The sequence below is a fragment of the Nostocoides sp. F2B08 genome, assembly GCF_009184895.1.
In the GTDB taxonomy this organism is placed as follows: domain Bacteria; phylum Actinomycetota; class Actinomycetes; order Actinomycetales; family Dermatophilaceae; genus F2B08.
In genome coordinates this window covers 127,466-142,236 of the sequence record NZ_WESE01000009.1, presented here as the reverse complement: position 1 = coordinate 142,236, position 14,771 = coordinate 127,466, and the positions used below count along the sequence as shown (strand labels likewise).

The following is a 14,771-nucleotide window of genomic DNA, read 5'->3' as shown; positions in this document are numbered from 1 at the left end:
CCGCCTCGACGAGTGATCCTCAGAGGTCGACGTCCAGCTCGGAATCGGGTGTCTCGGACCGACGGTGGTCGCCGAGCGCTTGGCGCACGGCGGACGAGACCGACAGCGGTCCTCCGATGACCACGAGGCGGCTCGGCGCCAGGCGCTCGAGCTCCTGCTGCGTCGCGGCCGGCACCGAGTCGCGCTCGACGAGCAGCATCGGAGCGTCGACGAGACCGGCGACAGCCGCGCCCGTCACCACATCGCACACGGACGAGGGAGAGGCAGAGGCCAGATAGGCCACCTCGACATCCTCGGGCCGGTATCCGAGGGAGGCCTCGTTCGCCGCGAGCACCGGAGTCGGAGACAGATGCCGCTCGGCGCCCTCCTCGGCATGCCGCCTCAGCTCCGCGATGTCGTGGTCACCGACCACGCCCTCCTCGGCCACGACGACGATCTTCCGCGGGCGCAGGCGCGCGAGCGTCTCGAGATGTGTGGGCGTGAGCCCGTCGGAGTCGACGAGCAGGACCCTCCCGAGCCCTGCGAGGGCGGTGATGCTCGCGGCGAGGACGTTCTCGGTCTCGCCGTGCGCGACGAGGAAGACCGTGTCGACGGCATCCTCGGCGGTCACCTCCGAGAGCAGCGCGAGGCTGGTCTCCACGGCGGTCGTCCCGGTCACCCGGTCGACCGTCAGGCCCGCTCCCGAGAGTTCGGCCGCGACCTCATCTCCGAGGATCTCGGCCCCACCGAGCAGGATGACCCGGTCGACCTCGAGGCGGGCCAGCTCCGCCCTGGTGACCGACAGCAGGCGGTCGGGGGCGGTGAGCAGCACCGGAGCGTCGACCGTCGCCGCGGCAGGCACGGCCGACATGGCGAGGGTCGGATCGAGACCCGATGCCAGGACGACGGTGTCGTGCGGTCCGGGGGTCCCGCTGCGGGATGCCAGCGCCGACGTCTCGTACCTGTTGGAGCCGTACCAGCGCTGCACACCCGGCACGTCGGGCTCCTCCGGGCGCTTCGTCGTTCCCAGCGACTTCTTCGTCACCGCGGAGTAGGCGTCGACGACGGCGTCCACCGGGCCGTCCATGACGAGCTCGCCCTGGTCGAGCCACAGGGCCCGGTCGCACATCGAGCGGATGGTGTCGGCGGAGTGCGAGACGAGGAAGACTGTGCCGGCCTGCTCGCGGAGCTTCTTGATCCGCTGCTCACTGCGGGCCCGGAAGTGCGCATCGCCGGTCGCGAGTGCCTCGTCGATGACGAGGACGGGCGGAACGACGGCCGTCGAGATCGCGAACCGGAGGCGGGCCGCCATGCCCGAGGAGTAGGTGGACATGGGCAGGTGGATCGCGTCGCCGATGCCGGAGAAGTCGACGATCTCGTCGAAGACCGCGTCGACCTCCGCCTTGCTCAGGCCTAGCGCCTGGGCGCCGATGTAGATGTTGCGCGCTCCGGAGACCTGCTTGACGAGCACCGCGTTGACACCAAGCAGCGACGGGGTCCCATCGGCCCAGACATCCCCCTTGGTCGGTGGCACGAGCCCGGCGACCGCACGCAGCAGCGTGGACTTGCCGGACCCGTTGCGCCCCACGACGCCGATCGACTCCCCGTGGTTGGCGACGAACGAGACGTCCTTGACGGCATGGACCTGCCGGACACCACGCGTCGACCGGCCCCTCCACCCGCCGCCCGGACGCCGCCCCGCGAAGACCCGGTACACGATGTCGACGTGCGAGGCGATGACCGAGGGCTTCGGCTCAGCCGCGTCCATACGAGCCCTCTCCGCGCCAGAACACGATCATGCCGCCGACGAGCAGGACGACCGTCCACACGACCGATGCCAGCCACGGCCCCCCGTCGAGGGGGACCTCCTGCATCAGAGCCTGGCGGCCGAGCGTGAGCTGCAGGGCGAACGGCTGGTAGGCGAGGAGCGCCTCGACGACGGGGGGAAAGGCTGCCGCGAACACGGCGATGCTGAAGAAGACGCCGGAGGTGTAGCGAAGCAGCCGGAGCACCGTCGGGATGAGATTGGCCAGGTCGCGCGAGACGTCGACGAGGCGTGCGGCGATGAGTGCCATCCCGGTGAGCTGGAGCATCTGCAACCCGATGGCAGCCGGGAACAGCGCGGCGTGCCAGGTGATCGGCTCGCCGGTGATCGGGACGAGGAGCAGCAGGAGCGCGAAGGCCGGCCACGAGGTGATCAGCTCGGTGAGGGTGGCGGAGATCGGGAGTGCCGCCCGGGGGAAGCGCAGGGCTCGGACGAGCCCGAGGTTGCTCGAGATGGCCCTGGCGCCGCTCGTGATCACGGTGGCGGCGACCCCGAACAGGACGACACCGATGGAGAGGAACAGGACGAAGTTGTCGATACCTCGGCTCGTGCGCAGCAGCACCCCGAAGACGAGGAAGTAGCTGACGATGAGCAGCGCCGGGTTGAACAGCGCCCACAGCTGACCGAGCCGGTTGCCCTCGTACTTCGCGGCGCTCTGTGCGGCCGACAGCGTCATGATGAACTGGCGGCGTGACCACAGCTGGCCGAGATAGGCCCGCAGCGTGGGCCTCTGGGCGAGCGAGGTCAGCCCGTGCTGTCGTGCGAGCGCACGGGCGTCCTCGGCGGAGAGCGCGGACGCTGCCGGGTCCGGTGGGTTCATCGGCAGCAGAGGCAGACGTTCGTGAGATCGGTGAGAGTGACGTCTTCAGACATCGGATCGCTCCTTGGCTTGTCGCTGCGGCCGGCCCGCCCAACGCCTCGCGGAGTCTACCCCAGGCGGTCGGAGGCTACCGGGCGTGCCCGTGGAGCGGGGCGGAGTGGGAGATACTGGCGGGGTGGACTCCGAACGCGAGGCGCCCCAGGACGGCCCGGCCGATTCGATGACCGTGGGCTCTGACGCCACGGACATCGCCGTCTCGGTGATCATGCCCGTCCTCAACGAGGGTCGTCACCTGCGCGCTGCGGTGCGACGGGTGCTCGGACAGCAGTGGCCCGGGCGGCTCGAGGTGATCCTCTCCGTCGGTCCGTCTCGTGACGACACGAGCGAGATCGCGTCGGCTCTCGCCGAAGAGGATCCGCGCGTGATCGTCGTCGCCAACCCCAGCGGCCGCACCCCGGACGCCCTGAACCGCGCGGTGGCCGCGGCCACGGGTGAGGTGATCGTCAGGGTCGACGGCCATGCCGAGATCGCCGACGACTACATCGCGACCGCGGTCGCCACGCTGCTCGAGACGGGTGCCGACAACGTGGGCGGCATGATGGACGCCCGGGGCGTCACCATCTTCGAACGCGCCGTCGCCGTCGCGATGAAGAGCCCAGTCGGGGTCGGGAACTCGCGGTTCCACGTGGGCGGAGAGTCGGGGCCGACCGAGACCGTCTATCTCGGTGTGTTCCGGACCGAGACCATCCGCAGGATCGGGGGATACGACACCCGGTACACCAGGGCGCAGGACTGGGAGATGAACCATCGCATTCGGCAGGCGGGCGGTCTGGTCTACTTCACGCCCGCGCTCCGGGTGGTCTATCGCCCGCGCTCCACCGTGAGTTCACTCGCGCGGCAGTACTACGACTACGGTCGGTGGCGGCGGGTCGTGGCCCGCCGTCATCGTGGGACGATCAACGCGCGCTACCTCGCGGCCCCGTCGATGGTGCTCGGCGTCGCCGGCGCCGCGCTTCTCGGTGCCTGGCGACCGGAGGCGCTCGCCGTCCCCTGCGCCTATCTCGCGGGCACGGTCCTGGCCGGCCTTCACATCAGTCGTGCTGAGCCGCCACAGGTTCGTGCCCTCACCCCCCTGGTCCTGATGACCATGCACTGGTCATGGGGGCTGGGCTTCCTGCTCTCGACTCGGGATCTCTCCGGCGCGACCGACGATGTTGCGGCGGCCGATGGCGGGGTCGTCGGAGAGGTCGACCGCCGAGCCTGATCGGCGGGCGGCGACACGCCGTCGTCAGGACAGCGCGTCGAAGAGCTCCGGCTCGGTCTTGTCGCGGACCTCGTCCGCGGTGACACCGGGCGCCAGCCCGATGAGGACCAGCCGCGGCTCCTCCGGAGTGCCGTGCTTGTGGGTGTCGACGTCGATGACGGCGAGGTCGGTGATGATCCGCTGGACGACGCGTTGTCCGGTCAGGGGCAGTGAGCACTCGTCGACGATCTTGTAGGACCCGTCCTTGGCGACATGCTCCATGAGGACGATGACCTTCTTCGCGCCGTGCACGAGGTCCATCGCGCCGCCCATGCCCTTGACCATCTTGCCGGGGATCATCCAGTTGGCGATGTCACCGGCCGCGGAGACCTGCATGGCCCCGAGGATGGCCGCGTCGACCTTGCCGCCGCGGATCATCCCGAACGACAGTGCGGAGTCGAAGTACGACGCCCCGCGTCGCACCGTGACGGTCTCCTTGCCGGCGTTGATCAGGTCGGGGTCGACGTCGTCCTCGATCGGGTATGCGCCGACGCCGAGGATGCCGTTCTCGGACTGCAGCACGATCTCGACGTCGTCGGGGACATAGTTCGGCACGAGGGTCGGCAGGCCGATCCCGAGGTTGACGTACGAGCCGTCGGACAGCTCCTGCGCGGCGCGGGCCGCCATCTGCTCACGGGTCAGTGGCACTGGACTTCTCCTGTCATCTCAGATCTCGTTCGTGTCGAACACGCGCACGGTCCGCTTCTCGATCCGCTTCTCGGCCGCCTGCTCGGGGGTGAGCGGCAGCACCCGGTGGACATAGATCCCCGGGAGGTGCACCGAGTCCGGGTCCAGGTCACCGGGTTCGACGAGCTCCTCGACTTCTGCGACGGTCACCTTGCCCGCCATGGCGCACAACGGGTTGAAGTTGCGCGAGCTCTTCCGGAACACCAGGTTGCCGTGTCGGTCGCCCTTCCAGGCCCGGACCAGCGCGAAGTCGGTGACGATGGCCTCCTCGAGGACGTACTCCCGCTCCAGGGGCTCATCCTCGGCGAACGCGGCGGCGCGCGAGCCGCCCATGGCGAAGGTCTTGACCTCCTTGGCAGGTGAGGCGATCTCGACCGACCCGTCCGCCGCATACCGCCAGGGCAGGCCGCCCTCGGCCACCTGGGTGCCCGACCCGGTGATGGTGAAGAACGCCGGTATGCCCGCCCCACCTGCGCGCAGCCGCTCGGCGAGGGTGCCCTGCGGGGTGAGCTCGACCTCGAGCTCACCCGAGAGGAACTGACGCTCGAACTCCTTGTTCTCCCCGACATAGGAGGACACCATCCGGCGGATCCGGTGGTCCCGGAGGAGGATGCCGAGACCCCAGTCGTCGACGCCGCAGTTGTTCGAGACCGCCTCGAGGTCGGTCAGGCCGGCGTCGTGCACGGCGGCGATGAGAACGCTGGGGATGCCGCAGAGGCCGAAGCCGCCGACCGCGACCGACATGCCGCTGCGGAGACCCTCGATTGCGGCCGAGGGAGAGGAGACCACTTTGTCCATGGGGGACACCTTAGCGGGCGGCGGTGCCGCAATTTCTCCGGCGAAATGCCCAAGCAGGCCGAAAATCCTTGCGTCAAAGGCAATTACAACGATGTAATTCCGACGATGAGGTTGCGGGACGTAAGTGACTAGTGGGACAAAGGGAAAGCGTTTGCCACTCCCGACACCAGTGTGACGGGTGTGACCGGCGTGTGGTCGGTGTTCTGGGCGACCTCGGAGGGGGCGATGAGCCGCTCCCACCGGGTCACCCAGGGGTGCCGACCGGAACCCTCAGTCCCTCCGCACCGCGCTCGCTCCTCGGAGCGGCAGCCTGACGTGATTGGTCGGTCCGTCCATGCCTCGTCCGAACACCCGCCCGCAGTTCCGCGCGCCCAGCTGGCGAACGGTGAGCGCGTTGTCAGCGCCGCTCGTCGCCGCTCCGCTGCTCGCGACCGGCACCGCCCAGGCAGTCCCCAGCCTGGCCGCGTTCACCGTCCCGGCGCCGCCGACGCCGAAGGTGACGTTGCCTGCGGAGGTGGATATCGCGCCGAGCTACCAGGGCCAGAACACGTGTGACCCGACCGCGAAGCCGGGACCCATCGCGCTGGCCCAGCTGCTCAACTCGCACTACGGGTCCCGCAGCTACGGCATCAGCCGGTCCTGCGGGAACGGCGTCACGGAGCACAGCGAGGGCCGGGCGCTCGACTGGATGATCAACGCGAACGTCCCCGAGCAGAAGGCGATCGCCGATGCCGTCGTCCAGTGGCTCTCGGCCGGTGATGACAAGGGCAACGCCGGCGTCATGGCCCGACGGCTCGGCATCATGTACATCATCTGGGACCGCAAGGTCTGGCGCGCCTACGCGCCGGAGCGCGGGTGGGCGGCCTACACGGGATCCTCCCCGCACACCGACCACATCCACTTCAGCTTCACGTGGGACGGCGCCTACATGCGCACCTCGTGGTGGACCGGAGTCGCGCTGAAGACGGTGACGATCGGAGCCGGTTCGGGAGTCCCCGGGGCCCCGCCCCCCGGCAGCGTCCCGGTCCTGACCTCCACCGGGTACTACGTGCTGCGCGTCGGATCGTTCGGCGACGAGGTCAAGCTCGTCCAGCGAGCCCTGCAGATCCCGGACGACGGAGCCTTCGGTCCGGTGACCTTCGAGGCCGTGCGTGCCTACCAGAGCCGCAAGGGCCTCACCGCCGACGGCATCGTCGGCAACGAGACCTGGAACCGACTCATCGCCGACGGACTGGTGCCGGCGAAGACGGCCGCGGCGCACCCGCTCGAGCAGTACGCCCGGTCCACCCTGCGGCTCGGGTCACGGGGAGAGGGCGTTGCCGCGCTGCAGCGCGCCATCGGCGGCGTCGAGGCGGACGGCGTCTTCGGGGCCGTGACCGAGGCCCGCGTCAAGGCGTTCCAGCAGACCAAGGAGCTCACCGCCGACGGCGTCGTCACACCCAACGTGTGGAACGCGCTGATGGGGGAGCCGTACACGAAGACGGCGCCCGTCGCGGCGGCACACCCGTTGCAGCAGTACGCGAGCACGACGCTGCGGGTCGGCTCGCGCGGTGCTGCCGTGACCGCGCTGCAGAAGGCTCTGGGTGGGCTGACCGCGGACGGTGTGTTCGGGCCGATGACGGAGAGCAAGGTCAAGAGCTACCAGCGGTCCAAGGAGCTCAAGGCCGACGGGATCGTCAACGCCAACGTGTGGAACGCGCTGATGGGCAAGAGCTACACGAAGACGGCGCCGAGCACAGCGCCCTCGCCCGCCCCGCCTCCACCCCCCGCAGCCACCCACCCGCTCGAGCAGCACGCCACGGTGACGGTCCAGCGCGGCTCCCGCGGCGCTGCGGTCGCCGCGCTGCAGAAGGCCCTGGGCGGACTCACGGCGGACGGCGTGTTCGGCGCCCTCACCGAGGCCAAGGTCAGGTCCTACCAGCAGTCCAAGCAGCTGACGGTCAACGGGGTCGTCAACGCCAACGTGTGGAACGCCCTCATGGGCAAGACCTACACCAAGACAGCGGTGGCGGCACCGGCTCCCGCACCGAGCAGCTCGCTGAGCCAGTACAGCTCGGTCGTCCTTCGCCTGGGGTCGCGCGGCGACGCCGTCGTGGCTCTCCAGAAGGCCCTGGGCGGACTGACCGCGGACGGTGTCTTCGGTCCGGCCACCGACAAGCGGGTCCGCGACTTCCAGCGGTCCGAGGAGCTGACCGTCGACGGCGTGGTGGGGCGGCAGACCTGGGCCGCACTGATCGGATCCTGATCACCCAGAGCGCCGCATAGAGTGGCGCGCGTGAGCGCGCGACCCGAGCGGTATGCGGTGGTCGCCGCCCTCGTCGTCCTCGCCGTCGCGGGGCTCGGCGCACTCCTGGGCGGGCTGGGTCTGTGGCGGCCGTGGCTCGTCCTGCCGCTCATCGTGGCCGTTGCCCTGGGTGCGGTGCGCCTGACGCGGGGTCTCCCGCGCATACCGCTCGACCGGGTCTCGATCGTGTCCCTGGTGATGGTCACCGCTCTGACCGCGCTCGGCTACGGAGCGACGCATGCCGAGCAGGTGCTGCCGCGCCGCGACGCCGGCAGCAACCTGCAGGCCGCGGTCTCGCTGGCGTTGACCGGGAGCAGGGTCGTCGCGGTCGACCCCGCCGCCATCGGCGCCCCGGCGTCGGTGGAGGTGCCCGGTGTGACCCTCGCGAGCCCGGCCTTCTATGCCGTGGGGCCGGTGGAGGACCCGGCCATCCAGCCGCAGTTCCCGGTCGGACCGGCGGCGGTCCTCTCCCTGGGGGTCTGGGCGGGTGAGGTCGCCGGAGGGCTGACCCCGGCGTTCCTGCCGGCGCCGCTGGCGATGGCGTTCGCGGTGCTGGCGATCGGCCTGCTCGCCGCGACCGCGCTCGGGGGGCGGGCCGGCCCGGTCGTCGCCGCCGCGGTGGCCCTGACGTTCCCCGTCCTGCACACCGGGCGCTCGACGTACTCCGAGCCCTTCGCCGCGCTGACCCTCGCGGCGGGCCTGCTCTGCCTGGCGCTCGCGGCCCGCGACCGCTCACCACGCGCGGCGCTGCTCGCCGGCGTCCTCGTCGGCGGCACGACGCTGATCCGGATCGACGCGCTGCGCGAGGTCTTTCTCGTGGCCCTCGTCGCCGGTCTGTATGCGCTGCGCACCGCTCCCTGGACCCGGCACCTTCTCGTCGGGCTGGCCGGGTCGACGGGACTCGGCCTCCTGGCGGCGGCCGTGCTCTCACCGCGCTACCTCGCCGACATCTCCGGCTCGTTCGTCCCGCTCGTCGCCGGGGGACTGCTCGCGTGCGGGGCCACCGCCGGGCTGTTCGTCCTCGGCGCCCGGGGTCGCAGTCCGGTGGGGCCGTCCTGGCTGCCGCACGCGACGGGCGCGGCGGTCGTGCTCGTCGGGCTCGGGCTGGCCACGCGTCCGTTGTGGCAGGTCGTCCGTCAGTCCCCGGACGACCCGGGCTCCCGCGTCGTTGCGGGCCTGCAGCTGCGCCAGGGTCTGCCTGTCGACGGGGGACGGACCTATGCCGAGCGGACGGTCGAGTGGCTGTCGTGGTGGGTGGGGCCGATCGCGCTCGGCATCGCGCTGGTCGTCCTCGCAGCGGCCGTGTCGACGGCGACGCGACGGTGGCAGCGCGGGGACCCGCCGCCCTGGGCCGGCCCGCTGCTCGTCGCCGCGGCCTCGACGGCGCTGACGCTGTGGCGGCCCGCGATCACCCCGGACCACCCGTGGGCCGAGCGGCGGCTCGTCATCGCCGTCGCTCTCGTGGCCGTCCTCGTCGTCGCCGCGGCCGCATGGCTGGTGGATCGTCCGTGGCCGTCGCCGCTGCGTCTCACGGCGGCGGCGGCCGTGATCGTGGCGCTGTTCGCTCCCACCGTCGCGGCGTCCTGGCCGCACCTGGGTGACCGGGTCGAGCAGGGCTCCCCGGCTGCGGTGGACGAGGCCTGCACCGCTTTCGCGGAGGGTGACGTGGCGCTCATGGTCGACGCCCGCGCCGCGAACGAGTGGCCCCAGGTGCTCCGCGGCCGGTGCGGGGTGCCCGCCCTGTCGACGACGGCCGGGCTGCGGGCCGACGCCACGGCCCTGGCGGGCGCGGTCGAGCAGGTCCGGACGGCGGTGGAGGCACAGGGACACCGGCTCGTCCTCGTCGCGGCTGAGTCCCCGGAGACGATCGTCGAGCTGACCGGAGCCGAGCCCACGGTCGCGGTGGACCGGACCGTTCTCGAGGACGACCGTCTGCTCGAGCGACGCCCTGACTCCCTCGTCCCGTTGCGCATCGCGCTGTGGACATCGTCCGTTCAGCCGTAAGTCCGCACCCGTATCCGCGCCTGGTCCAGAGCGTCGCCGCTCGGGCCATACCGTTCAGATGACCACGGGGGACATCTGTCAGGAGTACTCACCACATGCGTCTGCGTGCGCGCTCGGCGGCCTTGGCCGCCGCCATCCTCGCCCTCTCACCCTTCCTGGCACCGGCCGCGAACGCCGCCGCCCCCGGAGACCCGGTCGCCGCGTCCAGCCTCCCGGCGCTCCTGCGGGTCGCCCCCGAGACGACGACGCCGGCCTACGACCGGGATCTCTTCGAGCACTGGGTCGATGCGGACGGCGACGGGTGCAACACGCGCTACGAGGTGCTCATCGAGGAGTCGACCACCCCGGTGACCGTCGGCTCGGGATGCTCACTCACCGGGGGCACGTGGGTCTCGCCGTACGACGGGTTCCTCGCCACGAGTCCGGCCCAGATCGAGATCGACCATGTCGTGGCCCTGGCGGAGGCCTGGCGATCGGGGGCTTCGGCCTGGTCGAACGCACAGCGGCTGGCCTTCGCCAACGACCTCGACGTGCCGTATGCGCTGAGTGCCTCCTCGAGCGCCGCCAACCAGGCGAAGGCCGACAAGGATCCCGCCGAGTGGCTCCCCGGCCTGTCGGAGTACACGTGCGAGTACGTCATCGGCTGGACGCTCGGCAAGTACCGATGGAGCCTCGCGGTCGACGATGCGGAGCACGCGGCGATCTCCACCACGCTCAGCGGTGCCTGCGGGGCGACGACGGTCACCCTGCCGACGGTCATGGTCCCGCCGCCCACGGGCGAGCCGGTCGATCCGGGGCAGACGGTCATCACGCCCTTCCCGGCCGGAGTCACCCGGCTGTCGGGCCCGGACCGGTATGCCACGGCCATCGCCGCATCCCAGCGGTTCGCTCCCAACGTCCCCGTGGTCTTCGTCGCCACCGGTGCGAACTTCCCTGACGCGCTCTCGGCAGCGGCGGCGGCCGCTCAGCTCGGCGGGCCGCTCCTCCTCACGCCGGCGACGTCGCTGCGGCCGGACGTGGCTGCCGAGATCCGGCGGCTCGCGCCCGAGCGGATCTACGTCGTCGGCGGTTCGTCCGTGCTGGGCGACGCCGTGCAGACCTCCCTCTCGTCGATCGCGCCGACCGAGCGGCTCGCCGGGCCGACCCGCTACGCCACCGGGCTGAGCGTGATCGCCGAGTCCTTCACGTCCTCGACGCATGCGGTGCTCGCGACCGGGCGGGCCTTCCCCGACGCCCTCGCCGCGACCGGCGTCGCCGGTGCCCGTCAGGCGCCGGTCGTCCTGGTCGACGGCACCCTCTCGGCGCTGCCGGCGTCGACTCTCACTGCGCTCAGCGGACTCGGCGTCTCGTCCGTCGCCATCGCCGGTGCAACCGGGGCGGTCAGCGCGGGTATCGAGTCGCAGCTGAGGGCGAGGGGGTATGCGGTGACCCGGTACGGCGGAGCAACTCGCTACGAGACCACCGCTCTGCTCAACAACGCCTACTTCCCGTCCGGCTCCTCGACGACGAGCTTCCTCGCGACGGGGCTCAACTTCCCCGACGCCCTCGCGGCGGCCGCGATCGCCGGACGACTCGCGGCACCGCTCTACGTGACCCTGCCGGACTGCACCCCGTCCGCAATACATGACTCCATCGCCGCCCTCGGCGCACCGGCCCGGGTCGTCATGGGCGGAACCGGCATCGTCAGCAGTGCGGCGGCGGCCAACACCGAGTGCGTCGCTCCACCCCCGCCACCACCGCCCCCGCCGCCACCACCGCCGAGCATCCCGCCGAACCCGGGGGACTCGGTCAACTGCAGCGACTTCTCGACCTGGTCCCAGGCGCAGGCATGGTTCCTCAAGTACTACCCCTACTACGGCGACGTCGCCCGCCTGGACGGCGACAACGACGGCATCGCCTGCGAGAGCCTGCCGGGGGCGCCGTAACGCATCGCGCTCTGGTCCGCGCCCGCGAACGCGTAGGCTCGCCCTCGAGATGAGTACACCTTCGGACCCGAGGCGCGCCCCCGCCGACGTGACCGAGCGGATCCCCGCCCCGGTCACCGAACGCATCCACGTCGGCGAGACGGCCGGTCGTGCCATCGACCCGCGGCGGACCTCCCGGCAGCCCCGCCACCCGGCCGCCGCGCCCCGCACCGACCTGCCCGGTGAGCGCAGCGAGGGGGCGAGCGCCGCATACCGGATCGAGGGCGGCGACCCGAAGGCGCCGGTGCCGCTCGTGACCGTCGTGCTGCCGTGCTTCAACGAGGCCGAGCACGTGCTCGCCGAGGTCGAGCGGATCGGCGCGGCGCTCGACGCGAGCGAGTTCGACTACGAGATCCTCGCCATCGACGACGCGAGCACCGACGACACCCTCGCCGTCCTGCGCTCCGCCCTGCCGCACCACCGGCACCTGCGCGTCCTGCCGTTCCGGCGCAACGGCGGCTCCGGCACCGCCCGCCGCATCGGCACCCAGCTCGCCCGCGGCGACATCGTCGTGTGGACCGACGCCGACATGACCTACGAGAACGACCGGATCCCCGAGCTCGTGCGGATGCTCGTCGAGGACCCGAGCTACGACCAGGTCGTCGCGGCGCGCACGACCGAGGAGGGGACGCACAAGTGGGCGCGGGTGCCCGCGAAGTGGTTCATCCGCAAGGTCGCCGAACGGCTGACCAAGACCCGCATCCCCGACCTGAACTCCGGCCTGCGCGCGTTCCGGCGCGAGGTCTCGCTGCCCTACCTGCGTCTGCTGCCGGCGGGCTTCTCGTGCGTGACGACACTGACGATCGCGTTCCTGTCCAACCAGCACGACATCCGCTATGTCGAGACGCGGTATGCGAAGCGCGCCGGGCAGAGCAAGTTCCACTTCGTGCACGACGCCTACCGCTACATCCTCCAGGTGCTGCGGATGGTCATGTACTTCGACCCGCTGCGGGTGCTCATGCCCGTCGCGCTGTGGCTGCTGGGCATCGGCGCCGTCAAGGCCGTCGTCGACCTGGTGCGCTACCAGACGCCGTATCTCGCGAACAACACCGTGCTGCTCGTCGTCACCGGCCTGACCATCGCCTCGCTCGCCCTGCTCGCCGATCTGGTCGTGCGCTCCCGTGACGGTGTCTGAGCGCACCGGACCGGGCGCCACCGACGGCGCACCCGCCGCCTCGGCCCACCTGCGGATCGCGGTGGTCGGGCCGACGTACCCGTTCAAGGGCGGCGTGGCCGCCCACACGACCGCGCTGGCGCACGAGCTCGAGGAGACCGGTCACGAGGTGGCGCTCGTGTCGTGGCGTCATCTCTACCCGAGCCGGCTCTACCCGGGCGAGCAGGTCGTCCCGGCGGGTGCGCCCGACGTCGCCCCCTACCCGCGAACCAGCCACCCATTGAGCTGGGCGCGGCCGGACTCCTGGTGGCGGACCGGGCGGCGCCTCCAGGAGGCGGACGTGGTCATCCTCGTACACGTCCTGCCCGCGGTGGTCCCGGCCCACCTGGCGCTCATCCGGGCCGCCCGCGGCGGCGCCGCCCGCCCCACCATCGTCGCCCTGGTCCACAACGTCCTGCCGCACGAGCCGCGGCCGGGGGACCAGGCGCTGATGCGCCGCTTCTTCGGCGCGGTCGACGCGGTGCTCGTGCACAGCGCCGAGGAGGCGAGGGCCGCCCACGACCTCGGCGCCCCCGACGTCACCGTCGCCGCACTCCCGCCCCACCTCCCCGGTGGCGACCCGGCTCCCCGCCCGCGCCGGACCGGGCGGGTTGCCCTGCTCGCGCTCGGCATCGTCCGGCACTACAAGGGTCTCGACCTCGTCCTGGAGGCCTTGCGCGAGGTTCCCGACCTCACGCTGACGGTCGCCGGCGAGCTGTGGGGCGCGGCCGGGGAGCGGGTGCGCGAGCTGGCCTCCGACCCCGTGCTGGCGGACCGGGTGCGTCTGCGTCCCGGCTACGTCCCGGCGGACGAGGTCGCAGGTCTGCTCGCGGAGCACGACGCCCTGGTGCTCGCCTACCGGTCCGCCACGGGGTCGCAGAACGTCCTGCTCGCCCACCACCACGGTCTGCCCGTGCTCGCCACGGACGTGGGGACGCTCGGCGCGCAGGTCCGCGACGGCGTCGACGGTCTCGTCGTGCCGGCGATCGACCGAGCGGCCCTCGTTGCCGCGCTGCGGAGCCTGGCCGACCGCGGGACGGTCGAGCGGCTGCGCGACGGCATCACGGCCCCCGACCTGTCCGGGCCCTGGGCGCGCTACGTCGCGGCGATCGAGACCATCGCGGCGGGGCGGACGGTCGAGGCCGTGCGCCTGCTCGACCCGGCCCCGGGGGAGGGGGCCGTCCCCCGCCCGGGTCTGTCCGAGCGAGCGGCGGAGGCGACCACCGCCCTGGCGGCAGGGGCGCTGTCGGCGGCGCGCACCGTCCGCGCGCTGGCCCGGCGCGAGACGGACCTCGGGCCGCGGGACCTGCCGGACTGGGTCCGGCCGACCGACGTCCTGCTCACCGACGACGAGGCCGAGGACGTCGTCGTCCTGGCCCGTTCGCTCGGCCTTCCCTGGCTGCCCGCTCTCCCGGGCAGCGCCGGGACGGACCGCCGCGCGGCCGCCTGGGCGGCCCTCGGGGCGCTGTCGGCGGTGTTGCGCGTGCGCGACGGCGAACGCCGCTCCAGCCTCGTGGTCGACGCGGCCGGAACCTCGACCGTCTTCGCGCGCTGGGCCCGTGCGATCGGGTATGCGCCGGTCGCCCTGCGCCTGTCCGACCCCGCCATCGACCCCGGATCGCTCGACGTCGTGGTGCGGCTGCACCCGAACGGCTGCACGGCCGACGACGTCGACCGCGCGCTGGCCCAGGCAGCCCGCCTGCTCCGCCGCGGCGGACTGGTCAGCCTCACCCTCCCGGTGCACAAGCCGGCGGGCGCGACAGCGCCGCCCGGCGGAGCCGGCGCCGGCGCCGGCGCCGCGGTCAGCCCGGCGGACCTGCGCGCGGTGGCCGCCCGGGCGGACGCGATGGGGCTGGCGCTCGTCGGCGACCTCGACCGCGACATCGCACCCCTCCTCGGCGATCTCGAGCCTGGGGCGGACGCCCTGGCCCGGCTGACCTACCGGAGGCGTTGA

At 72.1% G+C, this 14,771-nt stretch carries 10 protein-coding genes; 6 read left to right on the top strand and 4 right to left on the bottom strand.

Features of this window, described 5'->3' with window-relative positions; all coding sequences use genetic code 11:
- Positions 1 to 19 precede the first annotated feature (19 nt).
- Both GA707_RS21860 and GA707_RS17095 read right to left on the bottom strand, forming a co-directional pair.
- Entirely contained in the window at positions 20 to 1,747 is a 1,728-nt protein-coding gene (locus GA707_RS21860; RefSeq protein WP_193315393.1) for a cell wall-binding repeat-containing protein, read from the bottom strand.
- A complete protein-coding gene (locus tag GA707_RS17095; RefSeq protein WP_152179656.1) occupies positions 1,734 to 2,624 on the bottom strand; it encodes an ABC transporter permease in 891 nt (296 codons plus the stop codon). Before GA707_RS17095 ends, GA707_RS21860 begins: the two co-directional genes overlap by 14 nt.
- A gap of 175 nt (positions 2,625 to 2,799) precedes the next feature.
- Between GA707_RS17095 and GA707_RS17090 the strand changes: the two genes are divergently transcribed.
- On the top strand, positions 2,800 to 3,888 hold the full coding sequence (locus GA707_RS17090) for a glycosyltransferase family 2 protein (protein ID WP_370460056.1): 1,089 nt from the start codon (positions 2,800 to 2,802) through the stop codon (positions 3,886 to 3,888).
- A gap of 24 nt (positions 3,889 to 3,912) precedes the next feature.
- On the opposite strand, the gene GA707_RS17085 is transcribed toward GA707_RS17090, so the two are convergent.
- Positions 3,913 to 4,575, bottom strand: a complete 663-nt coding sequence (locus GA707_RS17085; protein WP_152179655.1) for a 3-oxoacid CoA-transferase subunit B — start codon at positions 4,573 to 4,575, stop codon at positions 3,913 to 3,915.
- An 18-nt stretch (positions 4,576 to 4,593) separates the two neighbouring features.
- Complete coding sequence (locus GA707_RS17080; RefSeq protein WP_152179654.1) at positions 4,594 to 5,412, bottom strand: CoA transferase subunit A; 819 nt, start codon at positions 5,410 to 5,412, stop codon at positions 4,594 to 4,596.
- A gap of 385 nt (positions 5,413 to 5,797) precedes the next feature.
- On the opposite strand from GA707_RS17080, the gene GA707_RS17075 reads away from it, so the two are divergent.
- From GA707_RS17075 to GA707_RS17045, 5 genes are all read left to right on the top strand, one after another.
- Entirely contained in the window at positions 5,798 to 7,657 is a 1,860-nt protein-coding gene (locus GA707_RS17075) for a peptidoglycan-binding protein (RefSeq protein WP_193315392.1), read from the top strand.
- 30 nt (positions 7,658 to 7,687) lie between these two features.
- Complete coding sequence (locus GA707_RS17070) at positions 7,688 to 9,700, top strand: hypothetical protein (RefSeq protein WP_152179652.1); 2,013 nt, start codon at positions 7,688 to 7,690, stop codon at positions 9,698 to 9,700.
- 95 nt (positions 9,701 to 9,795) lie between these two features.
- Positions 9,796 to 11,625, top strand: a complete 1,830-nt coding sequence (locus GA707_RS20940) for a cell wall-binding repeat-containing protein (protein WP_193315391.1) — start codon at positions 9,796 to 9,798, stop codon at positions 11,623 to 11,625.
- 49 nt (positions 11,626 to 11,674) lie between these two features.
- The gene (locus tag GA707_RS17050) at positions 11,675 to 12,799 is read left to right on the top strand and encodes a glycosyltransferase family 2 protein (RefSeq protein ID WP_152179651.1); all 1,125 of its coding nucleotides are present in this window, start codon (positions 11,675 to 11,677) and stop codon (positions 12,797 to 12,799) included.
- A complete protein-coding gene (locus GA707_RS17045; RefSeq protein WP_226963900.1) occupies positions 12,792 to 14,771 on the top strand; it encodes a glycosyltransferase family 4 protein in 1,980 nt (659 codons plus the stop codon). Before GA707_RS17050 ends, GA707_RS17045 begins: the two co-directional genes overlap by 8 nt.

Bases quoted from the DNA above. Each gene is read 5' to 3' on its own strand.
- GA707_RS21860 (WP_193315393.1), bottom strand. From the start codon at position 1,747: ATGGACGCGGCTGAGCCGAAGCCCTCGGTCATCGCCTCGCACGTCGAC.
- GA707_RS17095 (WP_152179656.1), bottom strand. From the start codon at position 2,624: ATGAACCCACCGGACCCGGCAGCGTCCGCGCTCTCCGCCGAGGACGCC.
- GA707_RS17080 (WP_152179654.1), bottom strand. From the start codon at position 5,412: ATGGACAAAGTGGTCTCCTCTCCCTCGGCCGCAATCGAGGGTCTCCGC.
- GA707_RS20940 (WP_193315391.1), top strand. From the start codon at position 9,796: ATGCGTCTGCGTGCGCGCTCGGCGGCCTTGGCCGCCGCCATCCTCGCC.
- GA707_RS17050 (WP_152179651.1), top strand. From the start codon at position 11,675: ATGAGTACACCTTCGGACCCGAGGCGCGCCCCCGCCGACGTGACCGAG.